General features: G+C 43.8%; 8 protein-coding genes. 1 reads left to right on the plus strand and 7 read right to left on the minus strand.

The features are described from left to right. Positions 1 to 8: 8 nt before the first annotated feature. From RT064_RS07000 to RT064_RS07015, 4 genes are read right to left on the minus strand one after another with little or no spacing between them, the layout of a single operon-like run. Positions 9 to 542 carry a pilus assembly protein PilP gene (locus RT064_RS07000; protein WP_313062608.1) on the minus strand — a complete coding sequence of 178 codons (534 nt, stop codon included), beginning with the start codon at positions 540 to 542 and terminating at the stop codon, positions 9 to 11. Continuing rightward, positions 529 to 1290 carry a type IV pilus inner membrane component PilO gene (locus tag RT064_RS07005; protein ID WP_409519540.1) on the minus strand — a complete coding sequence of 254 codons (762 nt, stop codon included), beginning with the start codon at positions 1288 to 1290 and terminating at the stop codon, positions 529 to 531. The genes RT064_RS07000 and RT064_RS07005 overlap by 14 nt, the downstream gene beginning before the upstream one ends. 2 nt (positions 1291 to 1292) lie before the next feature. After that, the gene (locus RT064_RS07010) at positions 1293 to 1964 is read right to left on the minus strand and encodes a PilN domain-containing protein (RefSeq protein ID WP_313062609.1); all 672 of its coding nucleotides are present in this window, start codon (positions 1962 to 1964) and stop codon (positions 1293 to 1295) included. Beyond that, positions 1964 to 3016 (minus strand): pilus assembly protein PilM, encoded by a 1053-nt coding sequence (locus tag RT064_RS07015; RefSeq protein ID WP_313062610.1) that lies wholly within the window; start codon positions 3014 to 3016, stop codon positions 1964 to 1966. Before RT064_RS07015 ends, RT064_RS07010 begins: the two co-directional genes overlap by 1 nt. Before the next feature lie 200 nt (positions 3017 to 3216). Between RT064_RS07015 and RT064_RS07020 the strand changes: the two genes are divergently transcribed. Then, positions 3217 to 5943 (plus strand): penicillin-binding protein 1A, encoded by a 2727-nt coding sequence (locus RT064_RS07020; protein WP_313062611.1) that lies wholly within the window; start codon positions 3217 to 3219, stop codon positions 5941 to 5943. 129 nt (positions 5944 to 6072) lie between these two features. Here the strand turns inward: RT064_RS07020 and RT064_RS07025 are convergent, their stop codons facing one another. The 3 genes from RT064_RS07025 to rpoB form a co-directional block, all read right to left on the minus strand. After that, entirely contained in the window at positions 6073 to 6591 is a 519-nt protein-coding gene (locus RT064_RS07025; protein WP_313062612.1) for a DUF6586 family protein, read from the minus strand. 86 nt (positions 6592 to 6677) lie between these two features. Next, the gene (gene rpoC, locus RT064_RS07030) at positions 6678 to 10907 is read right to left on the minus strand and encodes a DNA-directed RNA polymerase subunit beta' (RefSeq protein WP_313062613.1); all 4230 of its coding nucleotides are present in this window, start codon (positions 10905 to 10907) and stop codon (positions 6678 to 6680) included. 143 nt (positions 10908 to 11050) lie between these two features. After that, positions 11051 to 15169 (minus strand): DNA-directed RNA polymerase subunit beta, encoded by a 4119-nt coding sequence (rpoB, locus tag RT064_RS07035; RefSeq protein ID WP_313062614.1) that lies wholly within the window; start codon positions 15167 to 15169, stop codon positions 11051 to 11053. Positions 15170 to 15281: the final 112 nt, after the last annotated feature.

The raw sequence follows: 15281 nt of genomic DNA on the forward strand, positions 1-15281 counted from the left end.
CCTTTGTTTTATTGACTAACTGCGGCAACAATTGAGTTTGGTTTTTCGACATAGCCGACACGACTGTCTGGTATGATTTCAATTAAATTAATTTGGGTTGGCGTAATCTCTGCAATACGCCCATCATTTTTACCCATATAATTACCCACTTTGACACTGGCAATGCCGCCATCTGGGCGTTGAACAAGACCATATACCTCGCCAGATGATGACACCATCGTACCTTTATAGGTAAGCTCATTCAACTCAAATTGTTCAAGCGGCTCTTTGAGTCGGGTCACATCGGGTCTGACCCCTTGCATTTGCTGTACTTGATTGGCTTGCAACATTAAACTGGGCGGCATAAATGGGCTACGTAGCTGTGAAGCGCTGTAATTAAACTCTTGTACCACTTCAGGTGTCGGTGGTGGCTTTACCGGTTGCGCAGGCTGGTTACGGATGTCCTGCATTTGTTGCTCTGCCAAACCGACACGGTCGGTACAGCCAGATAAGAGGGCTAATAGCGCTAAGCAAATAGTGAGCGGTTTTTTATTTATTGCCATTATTTGCTTCCTTATTGTCAGACCCAGCGGCATTTTTTTGATTATCTTTTTGTGCCTTTTTCAATTCTTCTTCATTTAGCTCTTTTGAACGATAAGTTTTAACGTTCAAAACAAGATTGGTTTCTGGTAGCTTGTCTAGGCTAGGACTAGGGTTGGCAACTTCAAAGTCATGCAGGGTAATAATCCGAGGTAATTTAGCAAGCCCACTAATGAATGACCCAAATTGGTGATAATCTCCTAAAGCGGCAATACGAATTGGCTGCTCAATAAAGAACTCTTGGGACACTTCGGGCTCAACTTTGATATCCTGAAATTTAATATTACTGCCCACACCAACCATATTTATCCCATCCACTAGGTCAGAAATACGGGTGTCTTTGGGTAATTGATTGAGCAGTTCTTTAAAATCAGACTGCATTTTTAATACTTGCGCTTGATATTCTTTTAAATGACGTGCTTTGGATTCTTTTTGGCGATATTGATCGAGCAAGGTTTGCTGCTCGGCTTCCGCAGCGGCAATTTCCTCACGTTTGGTACTAATCGGTAAAAACCAAGTTAAAAAAGCGATAACAGCGACCATAAATAGCAAGACGGTAACCTTAACAGGCACAGGCCAGCTACCATAATTGTTTTGGTCTAGTGATTTAAAGCTCTCGGTAAAGGCTTTAACATCAAACGATTTTTTTGCGGTAATTTGAACGGGTTTTTTGACGAGTTTCGGTCTTTTTAGCGGATTGGTTAATTTCACCGTTATTTCTCCTTACTCGCACTTGCCGCAACGCCACTAGCAGCGGTGGCACTGGCGACATCGGTTTGCTTAACCATGGTTGTTACCACAAAAGTCACGTAATTGGCTTCTGGTAATGTTGCGCTAGTACTGCTAGCGCTGATGTTATCGGCAGCAGGTGCGGGTTTGGGGGCTTGATAAGCCACTGCATTGGGCTGCTGTATACTGACCACAGCCGATTTTTCTAACCACTGCGTCCCATCAAGACTGCGTATAAATGTTGAAATCACATTCGGGTTGTCGGCTTGACCGGTAAAGGTGATGGTATCAGCTTCTCGCTTCATGCTGGTTAAATACATTTGTGCGGGGATAATTCTGGCAATATCGTCCCAAATACGAACAGGAACCGGGCGACGACCTTGCAAGTCTTGAATCACTTTCATACGCGCAATGATATCATCACGCTGCTGCTCAAGGGTTTCAATTTCTTTTAACGCCTTGTCCAAATTAGCATTCTCTTGTTTGATGCGTTCATTAGCAAGCTGCTGGTTTTCTAGGGTATTTTTATAGTAACTCCATGCTGCAAAGGCACCGAGTAGCGATAAAAACAATACCGCAACTACTAAAGTCATAAACTCACGGTTTCTACGTTCACGAAGTTCTTGACGCCAAGGAAGTAAATTAATCTTTGCCATTAATCAAAACTCCGTAACGCCAAGCCACAAGCTGCTATTAAGCTTGGCGCGTCCATAATCAGTAATTCAGTGTTGATATGGTTATTAATCGTCATATTTGAAAATGCATTGGCAATACCTGTGCGAGTACCAAGTTTTTGTTCAACCATGCTTGCTAGACCCGCAATGCTGGCACTACCCCCACCCAACAAAATATAGTCTACTTGGCTATTTTGGCTTGATGAAAAATAAAACTGCAACGAGCGGGTGATTTGCTGCACAATGGCATCTAAAAATGGCATTAATACATCCGTATAGTAATCATCTGGCAATGACAAGGTGCGCTTATTAATCATCGCCTCCTCGAATGTCAAACCATAACGGCTTTGAATACTTTCAGTTAACTGGGCGCCACCAAAAAGCTGTTCACGGCTGTATACAAACTCCCCGTCCTTTGCAATATAAAACGTGGTTTGGCTATGCCCGATATCAATGAGGGCTACATGCTGAGGTTGACCTGGCAAGCTATCGACCATTAATTGAAAGGCACGTTCAACTGCGTAAGCCTCTACATCCACAATTTTAGTATCCAGTCCCGCCAAAGCACCCGCATCGACACGTTGGTCGACGTTTTCAGTGCGAGAGGCAACTAACAATACCTTACACATATCAGGCGTGGCTGAAGGACCTATCACTTCAAAATCTAAATTAACTTCTGATAAAGGATAGGGAATATATTGGTCAGCATCCAGACGGATACGAGATTCTCTTTCAAGCTCTGTAAAATCCGCTTCCATCTCGATAATTTTGCTAATAACCGAAGACCCTGATACGGCTGTCGCGATATGTTTACTAGAAAAGCTTCTACCACGGGATAATCTTGCGAGGGCGTCACTGACCGCGTCAATATCTACAATATTTTTATCCACAACTGCACCGCGGGGTAACGGTTCAATGCCGTAATTTCTTAAGTGAAATAGACCTTGCTGCCGTGTTATTTCAACCATTTTTATCGCAGTGGTGGTGATATCTACCCCAACGACTAGCTTGTTGTTTTTTGTAAATAACCTCACAAGTTTGTTCCTTGTATACTAAGTTCGGTAACGTGATTTTTACTACGCTACAATACTTTAGAAACTTTAGAGATTCAACCTTTAGTTAGGACTAATTTATTAGCTGGTTTAAAACAATATAAAAGCAAAATAGATTTTTCACAGAACTCAAATTTTTTTAGGTATAATGGGGCTTTATTTTGCTTTGAGCTAATGACTTTATGACCCAGTCGACTGCTGCTACCTTTACTTGGATGAAATTTTTACTCAATCTCTTGGTTGCAATTTTAGCGTTTCTTTTTATTTTGGTATTAGCTTTCCCCATCGGTTTTTATGGTATGGCGATGTATATATCACCTAGCCTGCCAAGCTTAGATGACCTTAAAAAAGCCAAGCTGTCAATGCCACTACAAATCTATACCGAGGACAACCAATTAATTGGTCAATACGGTAATGATATGTCTCTGCCAGTGAGTTATGAGCAAATTCCCAAAAATATGGTGAATGCTTTTTTAGCAGCCGAAGATTCGTCATTCTTTCAGCACAGTGGTATCAGTATTAAGGGCATTGGGCGCGCACTGACCGAAGCGGTGAGCGAGGATAGCCAGACAGGTGGGTCAACGATTACCCAGCAGGTTGCCAAAAATTATTTTTTATCCTCTGAACGTACCCTTAATCGTAAATTAACGGAGTTATTTTTAGCCCGTAAAATTGAAGAAAAGCTGTCCAAACAAGACATCATGACCTTATACGTTAATAAAATCTATTTGGGTCAAGGTGCGTATGGGATTAAAGCCGCCGCTAAGCAATATTATAGTAAATCATTAAATAACCTAACCATTGCTGAAATGGCAATGATTGCCGGTCTGCCAAAAGCGCCATCCAAATACAATCCTGTTGCCAACCCTGAGCGCGCGTTAGAGCGGCGCAACTGGATTTTGGGTCAGATGCTTAAAAATGGCGCGATTAGCCAAGCGCAACACGACGAAGCAGTTGCCGCCCCCATCGGACTGCGGCTATACCAAGCAAAGCTTGATAAAAACTTACCGTATTTGGCGGAAATGACCCGTGCCTCATTGGTGGAACAATATGGCGAAGCTGTCATCAATTCGGGCTGGCGTGTGAAGCTTACCATTAATAGTGAAGCACAAGAAATTGCAGAAAACGCCATTAAACGCGGTTTATTTGCGTATGATCGCCGCCACGGTTGGCGTGGCGCCCCTGCTAATACAAAAGATAAAGAAAAACCTGGCAAGCTTGCCAATTTCCCAGTTATCCATTCTTTTTATCCGGTGGAAGTCACCAAAGTCTATCCTGGCAATGGCTTTGATGCGGTCATGAAAGACGGTACTCAGATTAAAGTGCCTTGGTCAAACATGCGCTGGGCGACACTGCACTATCGTAATCCCAACTCAGCATTTATCTCCAACAACATCGTCAATCTGCATGATATTGTGTATGTCACATCAAATGCTGACAACACCAGCTGGAGCTTGGTGCAAATTCCAGCGGTTGAAGGTAGCCTAGTATCGGTCAATCCAGAAACTGGCGCGTTACTTGCGGTCGTTGGTGGCTTTGATTTTAATAAAAGTAAATTTAACCGCGCGATTCAAGGTTATCGCCAGCCAGGCTCAACTATCAAGCCATTAGTCTATACCACTGCCCTAGAAAAAGGCTTTAGCCCAGATACCATGATATCTGATGATCCATTAACCGTCGGCTCATGGAAACCCAAGAACTCAGATGGTCGCAATTTGGGGATGATTCCACTGCGTAAAGGTTTATACCTATCACGCAACCTAGTATCGATTCGGGTACTACGTTCAGCAGGCATCTCTGATACACGTGAGCTACTCAATGAGTTTGGGTTGGAAAAAGAACGCATGCCAAACACGTTGTCATTGGCACTCGGTTCTGGTGAAGCAACCCCTCTACAGATGGTGACGGGCTATTCGACCTTTGCCAACGGTGGTCACCGTATTCAACCTTATTTTATTCAGCAGATTTTTGACTACAGCGGTAAGCTGCAATACCAAGCCAACCCAAAACAAGCCTGTGCGGTATGCTTTAACAATGATTTACAGCAAACCAATGAAGACAACCTAACTACATTCCAAGAACAACGAGCTGCCCTGTTAAGTGGTCAGAGTGGCGACGCTGAAGCGGGCGATAAGGCGACTGAAAAATCGGATTTATTCAATGCAAACCCACTGGCTAAAACCAAAGAACAAGACAATTTAGACAAACAAGATAAGAAAAAACTCAGCAAAGAAGAAGCGGCATTAGAAGCCAGCACTCAGCAAATGCTAGCACGCCAAGCGTCGCTTGAAGCGCAATTATATGATGCAGGTCCCGACACTGATAAGCTAAAACCCATGCCTATTCAGTATATTCCAGCGCAGCAAGCGCCGCGTATTATATCTTCTAACGTGGCATTTCAAATGGCAAATATCTTACGTGATGTCATCCAGCGCGGTACCGCGGTTAAGGCACGGGCGTTAGGTCGCTCAGATGTAGGTGGCAAGACAGGTACTACCAATGATGCCAAAGATGCGTGGTTTGCTGGTATCCACCCTAGAATGGTGACGACAGTTTGGGTCGGTTTTGACCAACCTATTGGTATGGGTAAAAAAGAATTTGGTGGCGTGGCGGCACTACCCATTTGGATGGATTTCACCTCTAAAATGCTCAAAGGTCAACCTGTAGAATGGGTGTCAGTGAATAATCGCGCCAAATCCAAAAAACAAGAGCAGGAAACCATTGAACTTACTGACAATGGGACTAGACGCGTCGATAGCAAGGGCAATGAAATTACCAGTGATGATAGTAAACCCCCGCAAGCGGTTACCCGAAAACGCCCTGAGGAGCAAGCATCCGTGCCGATGCCCACGACGGGTAACAATATCAACTACGCGCAGTTAAATAACAATAAACCACTGAACGAATGAGTCGTTAATAAACCTTAGTTAATAAACCTTAATAGAAAAGCTCGATTAATTATCGAGCTTTTTTATGGTCTTTGATAAGTATTAAGGTGATAAGTAACAAGGTAATAAATACCAAAATTGATTAAACGATTAAAACTCAATCATCCCTTCTCGCAAACTATCAATGGTATCCACCAAATCGCCACGCCATTGGCGAATCATATCGACTGAAATATTGGTACTTGATGGACTTGCCATAACATCAATCACCGGCAATTTGCCATTTTTATTGCTTTCATCACTCTCATTTCCAAGATTTTGTGGCACAGGTTTATAGATAATTTGCTGCCATGCTTTCTCGATATCACCCAAATAATCATTAGCTAATAGTTGCTTTAACCGCATGACTTCAGGTGATACTTGGGTTTTAGCTTCCAACGCATCACTAATTGATTGCAGACTCGGATTTGGCATAGTTAAATTATAATAGCGCGCTACTTCTTGTAAAAATGCCAAATACCCACCGTACAAATGCATGAGCGCGCTCTCTATATGCGCCTCTTGTAACTGACCCTTTGGAGTCTGTTCAGCTTGCTGACAATAAATTCGGCAAAAATACATTTTTTGATTGGTTCTATCTGCTTGATAACGTGCAACACGACCTGCCATATTTTTTCCTTAGAGATTTGATACGGATATTTTGATGAAAAAAAAGGCCAGTTGCAAGCACTGACCTTTTTATGACTGATTAATGATTATTTTGCATCTTGGCTATTAAACTCTTCAGCGAATTGGTCTTCAAATGACATTGACGCAGGTTCCATGGTTTCGGCAAACAAGGTGTCTAACGCTTCTAACTGGTTTTCACCAGACTCTGTCGCGGTTGTTTTACCACCCTCTAGACGCTGTGAATGGTAAGCTAAACCAGTACCTGATGGTACCAAACGACCGACTACCACGTTTTCTTTTAGACCACGTAAGTCATCAATCTTGCCAGTAACCGCTGCTGCCGTCAATACACGCGTTGTCTCTTGGAATGACGCCGCTGAAATAAAGCTTTCAGTTGCCAATGACGCCTTGGTGATACCAAGTAATAAACGGTCAAACTTGACTGGGAATTTGTTTTCTTCGTCGAGTTTTTTGTTCGTGGCTACGATATCCGCGTATTCAGCTTGGTCGCCTTTAAAGTGATTTGAGTCGCCGCCATCGGTAATTTCAACTTTACGTAGCATCTGACGAATAATCACTTCAATATGCTTGTCGTTGATTTTTACCCCTTGTAAGCGGTAAACGTCTTGTACTTCATTGACGATGTAGTTGGCAAGCTCAGTTTCACCTTTTAAGCGTAAAATATCGTGTGGATTTTGTGGACCATCGGCAATCACCTCACCACGCTCAACACGTTCACCCTCAAACACGTTGATTTGACGCCATTTTGGAATCAACTCTTCATGCACTTCGCCATCATCATTGGTGATGATAAAGCGGTTTTTACCTTTGGTGTCTTTACCAAAGCTTACTGTACCACTCATTTCCGCCATAATCGCATGGTCTTTTGGACGACGCGCTTCAAATAAGTCAGCAACACGTGGTAGACCACCGGTAATATCTTTGGTACCTGATGATTCTTGTGGTACACGACCTAAAATCGAACCTGTTGTTACCTCATCGCCTTCACGCACACGAATGATGGTTTGCTGTGGTAAGAAGTACACCACTTCTTTACCCTCTTTGGTATCAAGGATAATCGCAGGACGTAAATCTTTACCCGAGCTTGGGCGGTCTTTGGTTGCCAAGATTTCGTATGAGCTCATACCTGTTGCTTCATCGATTTTCATGGTGGCAGTTAAGCCATCGGTAATTTCGCTAAAGCGTGCGGTACCTGATACCTCGGTAATAATTGGATGGGTATGCGGATCCCATTTACCAATGGTTTGACCTGGGGTAACTTCGGTGCCATCAGCCACTAGAATTGACGAACCATACGGTGCTTTATAGCGCTCACGCTCACGGCCCAATTCATCGGTAATACTAATTTCTGCAGAGCGAGAAACTACCACCAAATGACCGTCGGCATGGCTAACAGATTTCAAGTTTTGGAAGCGAACAGTACCGCCTTTATTAACCTGAATGCTGTTTTCCACAGCGGCGGCACTCGCGGCACCACCCACGTGGAAGGTACGCATGGTTAGCTGGGTACCTGGCTCACCGATTGATTGCGCTGCCATGACACCCACAGACTCACCAATATTGACGCGATGACCACGTGCTAAGTCACGACCATAACATTGTGAACAGACGCCATGTGGCACTTCACAAGTAATCACAGAACGTACCCAAACTTCGTCAATACCATGTTCATCAAGCACTTTTACCCAATGCTCATCAAGCAAGGTACCTAGTGGAATAGCTAGTTCGCCTGTTTTATTTGACACCACATCTTTAGCAGTGACTCGGCCCAGCACACGGTCAGCCAATTGTTCAATGATTTCACCACCCTCAATGTGTGGCTTCATCAAGATACCTTTATCAGTACCACAATCAGGCTGGGTGATAACCAAATCTTGCGCAACGTCAACCAAGCGACGGGTTAAGTAACCTGAGTTTGCGGTTTTTAGTGCCGTATCCGCTAGACCTTTACGCGCACCGTGCGTCGAGATAAAGTACTGTAAAACACTTAAACCTTCACGGAAGTTGGCTTTAATTGGGGTTTCAATAATCGAGCCATCTGGTTTTGCCATCAGACCACGCATACCTGCCAACTGACGAATCTGTGCGGCACTACCACGCGCCCCTGAATCCGACATGATATAAATCGAGTTAAACGATTTTTCTTTTTCCGTTTCGCCTTGGCTGTTGACAACGGTATCTTGTGACAAGTTATCCATCATCGCTTTGGCGATTTGGTCATTGGTACGTGACCAAATATCAATGACTTTGTTATAACGTTCACCCGCGGTCACGAAGCCTTGTTCAAACTGGCTTTCAATCTCACGAACTTCTGCATCCGCCGCTTCGATGATTTTGTTTTTGGTAGGTGGAATGAGCATATCTTCCATACCAATAGATACACCTGACAATGTTGCTTGGGCAAAGCCCAAATACATCAATTGGTCAGCAAACATGACGCTGTCTTTCACGCCCATTTTGCGGTAGCAAGAATTGATAAGGCGAGCGATATTTTTCTTGGTCATCTCTTTGTTGACTTCGTCAAAGCTCATACCTTTTGGGGTGATATTCCAAATCAAACAGCGACCCGCAACGGTGTCAACCATTTTGGTAACGGTATTGCCATTGCCTTCTTCGTCATACGTGGTTTCTTCAATACGTACTTTAATTTTGGCATTGACGCTTAAATCACCGGTACCTAGCGCACGATACACTTCTTTCACGTTTGAGAAAGTCATGTTTTCGCCTTTGGCATTGATATGCGAACGGCTGATGTAGTACAACCCCAATACAACGTCTTGTGATGGCGTGATGATTGGCTCACCATTGGCAGGTGACAAGATGTTGTTGGTTGACATCATCAAGGCACGGGCTTCAAGCTGGGCCTCCAAAGTTAACGGTACGTGTACCGCCATTTGGTCACCATCAAAGTCGGCGTTGAACGCGCTACAAACTAGGGGATGTAGCTGAATCGCTTTACCTTCAATCAGTACAGGCTCAAATGCTTGTAAGCCCAAACGATGGAGGGTCGGTGCACGGTTTAGTAGCACTGGGTGTTCACGAATCACGCTGGCAAGCATATCCCACACGGCCGGTTCTTCACGCTCAACCATTTTCTTAGCGGCTTTGATAGTGGTCGCAATACCATTTTGTAAAAGTTTGGCATAAGTAAAAGGTTTGAACAGCTCAAGCGCCATTTTTTTAGGCAAGCCACATTGGTGTAGACGCAGGTATGGACCCACGGTAATGACCGAACGACCTGAATAGTCAACACGTTTACCAAGAAGGTTTTGACGGAAACGACCTTGTTTACCTTTAATCATGTCAGCTAAAGATTTCAAAGGACGTTTGTTGCTACCTGTAATAGCTCGACCGCGGCGACCGTTGTCAAGCAGCGCATCCACTGACTCTTGTAACATACGTTTTTCGTTACGAACGATGATGTCAGGCGCATTGAGCTCTAACAAGCGTTTTAAACGGTTGTTACGGTTAATGACGCGGCGATATAAATCATTCAAGTCTGAAGTGGCAAAACGACCCCCTTCAAGCGGTACCAATGGACGCAAATCAGGTGGCAATACAGGTAATACGGTCATTACCATCCACTCAGGCTTATTGTTTGAATCACGGAATGACTCAAGCAATTTTAGGCGTTTTGACATTTTTTTAAGCTTGGTTTCTGAGCCCGTGTTAGGAATTTCTTCACGTAACTGGTCGATTTCCAAATCCACGTCAATATCACGCAGCAAGTCTTGAACGGCTTCAGCACCCATTTTTGCAGTGAATTCATCACCAAACTCTTCAAGTGCTTTGAAGTAATCTTCATCATCGAGCAACTGATATTTTTCAAGGGTAGTTAAACCTGCGTCAGTCACTACATAGCTTTCAAAATACAGTACGCGCTCGATATCACGCAAAGTCATATCAAGTAATAGACCGATACGGCTTGGTAATGATTTTAAGAACCAAATATGCGCGACTGGGCTAGCTAGCTCAATGTGACCCATACGCTCGCGGCGTACTTTGGCAGCGGTCACTTCAACGCCACATTTTTCACAGATCACGCCTTGGAATTTACGGCGTTTGTATTTACCACACAAGCATTCGTAGTCTTTAACAGGTCCAAAAATTTTGGCACAAAAAAGACCATCACGTTCTGGTTTGAAAGTACGATAGTTGATGGTTTCAGGCTTTTTAACTTCCCCATGCGACCAAGATTTGATAGTGTCAGGTGAGGCAAGAGAAATTTGAATGCTGTCGAACTCTTGGTTACCAGAGTCGGCAGGGCTTTTCATGATGTCTAATAAGTCTTTCAAACTGCTTCTCCATCGATTAAATTGAAAGTCGCTACAGATTGACTTTCAATTTAAGGTTAATTTTTATTCGTTTGTCATTAAAAAGGTAAACTATTGAGTTTGAGTATGGCGACGTTTAAAGCCGCCATACTCACAATCATGACTTAGTTTTTACTTTTGCTATGATCTTTTAACTCAATATTGATACCCAATGACTTAATCTCTTTGGTCAACACGTTAAACGATTCTGGCATACCAGCTGACATGTTCTGTTCACCATCGACGATGTTTTTGTACATGCGAGTACGACCTTCAACGTCATCGGATTTCACCGTCAACATCTCTTGCAATGTATAAGCAGCACCGTAAGCTTCAAGCGCCCACACTTCCATCTCACCGAAGCGCTGACCACCAAACTGGGCTTTACCACCCAATGGCTGCTGGGTAACCAGTGAGTAAGAACCCGTTGAACGTGCGTGCATTTTGTCGTCAACCAAGTGGTTGAGTTTGAGCATGTACATATAACCTACGGTTACCGGACGATCAAACTGTTGACCGGTACGGCCATCAAACAATACTTGCTGACCTGAGGTTGGCATACCCGCTAATTCTAGCAAGCCTTTGATTTGCTGTTCTTTAGCGCCATCAAATACTGCGGTACCCATTGGTACGCCTGCACGTAGATTTTTTGACATAGTAATGATTTCTTCATCACTGATACTGCCTAAGTCCACTTGTTCGCCGCCAATTTGGTTATAGATTTTGTCTAAGAAATCACGTAACTCAGCAACTGCCGCTTGTTGTTTGATCATCTCGTCAATTTTGATACCCAAACCACGTGCTGCACCACCTAAGTGAGTTTCTAGAATCTGACCGACGTTCATACGCGATGGTACACCGAGTGGGTTTAGTACCACATCCACTGGGTTGCCGTTTTCATCGTATGGCATGTCTTCAATCGGCATGATACGTGATACCACCCCTTTGTTACCATGACGACCTGCCATTTTGTCACCTGGCTGAATACGACGTTTTACTGCCAAGTACACTTTGACGATTTTTTGCACGCCATGCGTTAAGTCATCACCTGCCGTTAATTTACGTTTTTTCTCAGTGAATTTTTCATCGATTTCTTTTTGTTTATCGGTTAAAAAGTCACCAATTTGTGATAAACGCTCTGCGGTATCTTCTTGGGTTGGCTGAATATCAAGCAATGTCTCAAGTGACATGTCTTGCATTGAGTCTTCACTCAACACCGTACCTGATTTTAAACCCGCGCCACCACTGACAGTTTGACCGTCAAGCAATGAGATAATGCGACCGCGTGCCGCGTTTTCAAAGATACGCAATTCTTCTTTTAAGTCTTTACGATAGCTATCAAGCTGTGCTTTTTCGATAGCTTGCGCACGGCTGTCTTTTTCTACACCATCACGGGTAAAGACTTGTACGTCAATAACCGTACCTTTGGTTGAAGAAGGCACCCTTAACGAGGTATCTTTAACGTCCGCGGCTTTTTCGCCAAAAATTGCACGAAGTAGTTTTTCTTCAGGGGTGAGCTGAGTTTCACCTTTTGGTGTCACTTTACCTACTAAGATATCGCCACCTTGTACTTCAGCACCAATATAGACAATACCTGCTTCATCCAAATTAGCTAGGGCGGCTTCACCCACGTTTGGAATATCGCCAGTGATTTCTTCCGTACCCAATTTGGTATCACGCGCCACACAGGTCAATTCTTGGATATGAATGGTAGTAAAACGATCTTCTTTAACCACACGCTCAGATAACAAAATCGAGTCTTCGAAGTTGTAACCGTTCCAAGGCATGAACGCCACACGCATGTTTTGACCCAATGCCAACTCACCCAAATCGGTTGATGGACCATCTGCCAAGATATCCCCGCGCGCAATGACATCACCTTGGTTCACGATAATGCGTTGGTTAATACAGGTATTTTGGTTTGAACGGGTGTATTTGATTAAGTTGTAGATATCAATGCCCGCTTCGCCCGCTTGCATTTCATCTTCATTCACTTTTACAACGACACGACTCGCATCTACGTCCATAATGACACCGCCACGTTTGGCAGTCACACACACACCTGAGTCACGGGCAACGTGACGTTCCATACCTGTACCAACCAGTGGTTTGTCAGAACGTAAAGTGGGTACCGCTTGACGCTGCATGTTTGAACCCATCAAAGCACGGTTGGCATCGTCATGTTCCAAGAATGGAATCAAACTTGCTGCCACAGACACAACCTGACGCGGTGATACGTCCATGTGGGTCACTTTCTCTGGTGCCATACGTACAAATTCACCATAGTTACGCACAGAGACATAATCTTCTGTCAATTGACCGCTTTCATCAATCGGCGAATCCGCTTGTGCAATCACAGTACCTACTTCTTCAATCGCTGATAAATACTCGATTTCATCCGTCACTTTACCGTCGACTACTTTACGATACGGTGTTTCTAGGAAACCAAATTCATTGGTTTTAGCATAGACGGCCAGTGAGTTGATTAGACCGATGTTTGGACCCTCAGGGGTTTCAATCGGACACACACGACCATAATGGGTTTGGTGTACGTCACGGACTTCAAAGCCTGCACGCTCACGTGTTAAACCACCTGGACCTAATGCAGAAACACGACGCTTATGGGTGATTTCTGACAGTGGGTTGTTTTGGTCCATAAACTGTGACAATTGTGATGAACCAAAGAACTCTTTAATGGCGGCTGCCACAGGTTTTGAGTTGATTAAATCTTGTGGCGATAAGTTATCTGTTTCAGCTGAGCTTAAACGCTCTTTAACCGCACGTTCAACACGGACTAGACCCACGCGAAATTGATTTTCTGTCATCTCACCGACTGAACGGACACGGCGGTTACCTAAATGGTCAATATCGTCCACCACCCCACGACCATCACGAATTTCAATCAACATTTTTAATACGTCAATAATATCGTCGTTGGTCAATACACTGCGTTCACGCTGCACATCAGGGTCATTGGTCGGCTCATAGACACGGCCCAAACGACGGTTGAACTTCATGCGACCGACGTTTGATAAGTCATAGCGGTCTGCGTTAAAAAACATCGATTCAAACAGTTTTTCAGCCGTATCGAGTGTTGGTGGCTCACCTGGACGCATCACTTTGTAGATTTCAATCAACGCTTCTTCACGGCTCATCGCGGTATCCGCGCGCAGTGTATCGGCGATATATGAACCATGATCGATATCGTTAGTGAATAAAATATCAAATTCTTTAATACCGTTATTGCTGATTTTGACCAAGGTTTCGTGATCGACCAATTGGTTAGCGCGTGCAATGACTTCATCATCCACGACAATATCTTGTGCCAAAATACGTTCATACAGGTATTCATCAGGCACAGGTAATTTAGTCATACCAGCTTGTTCGATTTTACGAATCGCGCGCGCGTTGATACGTTTGCCCTGTTCGACAATTACTTCACCATCCGGTGAAACGATTTCAAACTGCGCCATTTCACCGCGTAAACGGTCAGTGACAAGATCAATTTCAAATTGCTCATCACCTTTATAGACGTGGGTTTTTTCATAAAACGCATCTAAAATTTGTTGCGTATTCATCCCAATGGCATGCAAAATCACCGTTGCCAATAATTTACGGCGGCGGTCAATACGAGCAAACACCAAGTCTTTGGCATCAAATTCAAAGTCTAACCATGAACCACGGTAAGGAATAATACGGGCGTTATATAGCACTTTACCACTTGAATGTGATTTGCCTTTGTCATGGTCAAAGAATACGCCTGGTGAACGGTGTAATTGCGATACGATGACACGCTCAGTACCATTAATCACAAAAGTACCGTTTTCGGTCATCAATGGGATTTCACCCATATAGACGCTTTGCTCACGGATATCTTTAACTGCCGCTTTAGCATCTTTGTCTTTAACATCTTTGTCTTTGATGACCAAACGGATTTTGACACGTAATGGCGCTGCATAGGTTGAACCACGTAAAATACATTCGCGCACATCAAACTCTGGTGTACCTAGATAGTATTCAACAAATTGTAGCTCGGCATTGCCAGTATGGCTTTCAATAGGGAAAATAGAATTGAAAGCGGCTTGTAAACCAATGTTTTCCCGACCTTTTGGCTTTTTATTTTCTTGCAAAAATTGCTCATACGAGTCAACTTGGATGGCCAATAAGTATGGCACATCCATGACGGTGGGCAACTTTGCAAAACTTTTACGAATGCGTTTTTTTTCAGTATACGAGTATGCCATTAAAAGTCCTTAAACATTCAAAGCGTTAATGCCTACCCATCTATCAATACTTCAGTGCACTGATACGGCTATGCACTAAGCCACAAATCACCACATTTCCTGTTAGGAAATT

This window comes from Moraxella sp. CTOTU49097 (assembly GCF_032064105.1).
Taxonomy (GTDB): Bacteria; Pseudomonadota; Gammaproteobacteria; order Pseudomonadales; family Moraxellaceae; genus Faucicola; species Faucicola osloensis_B.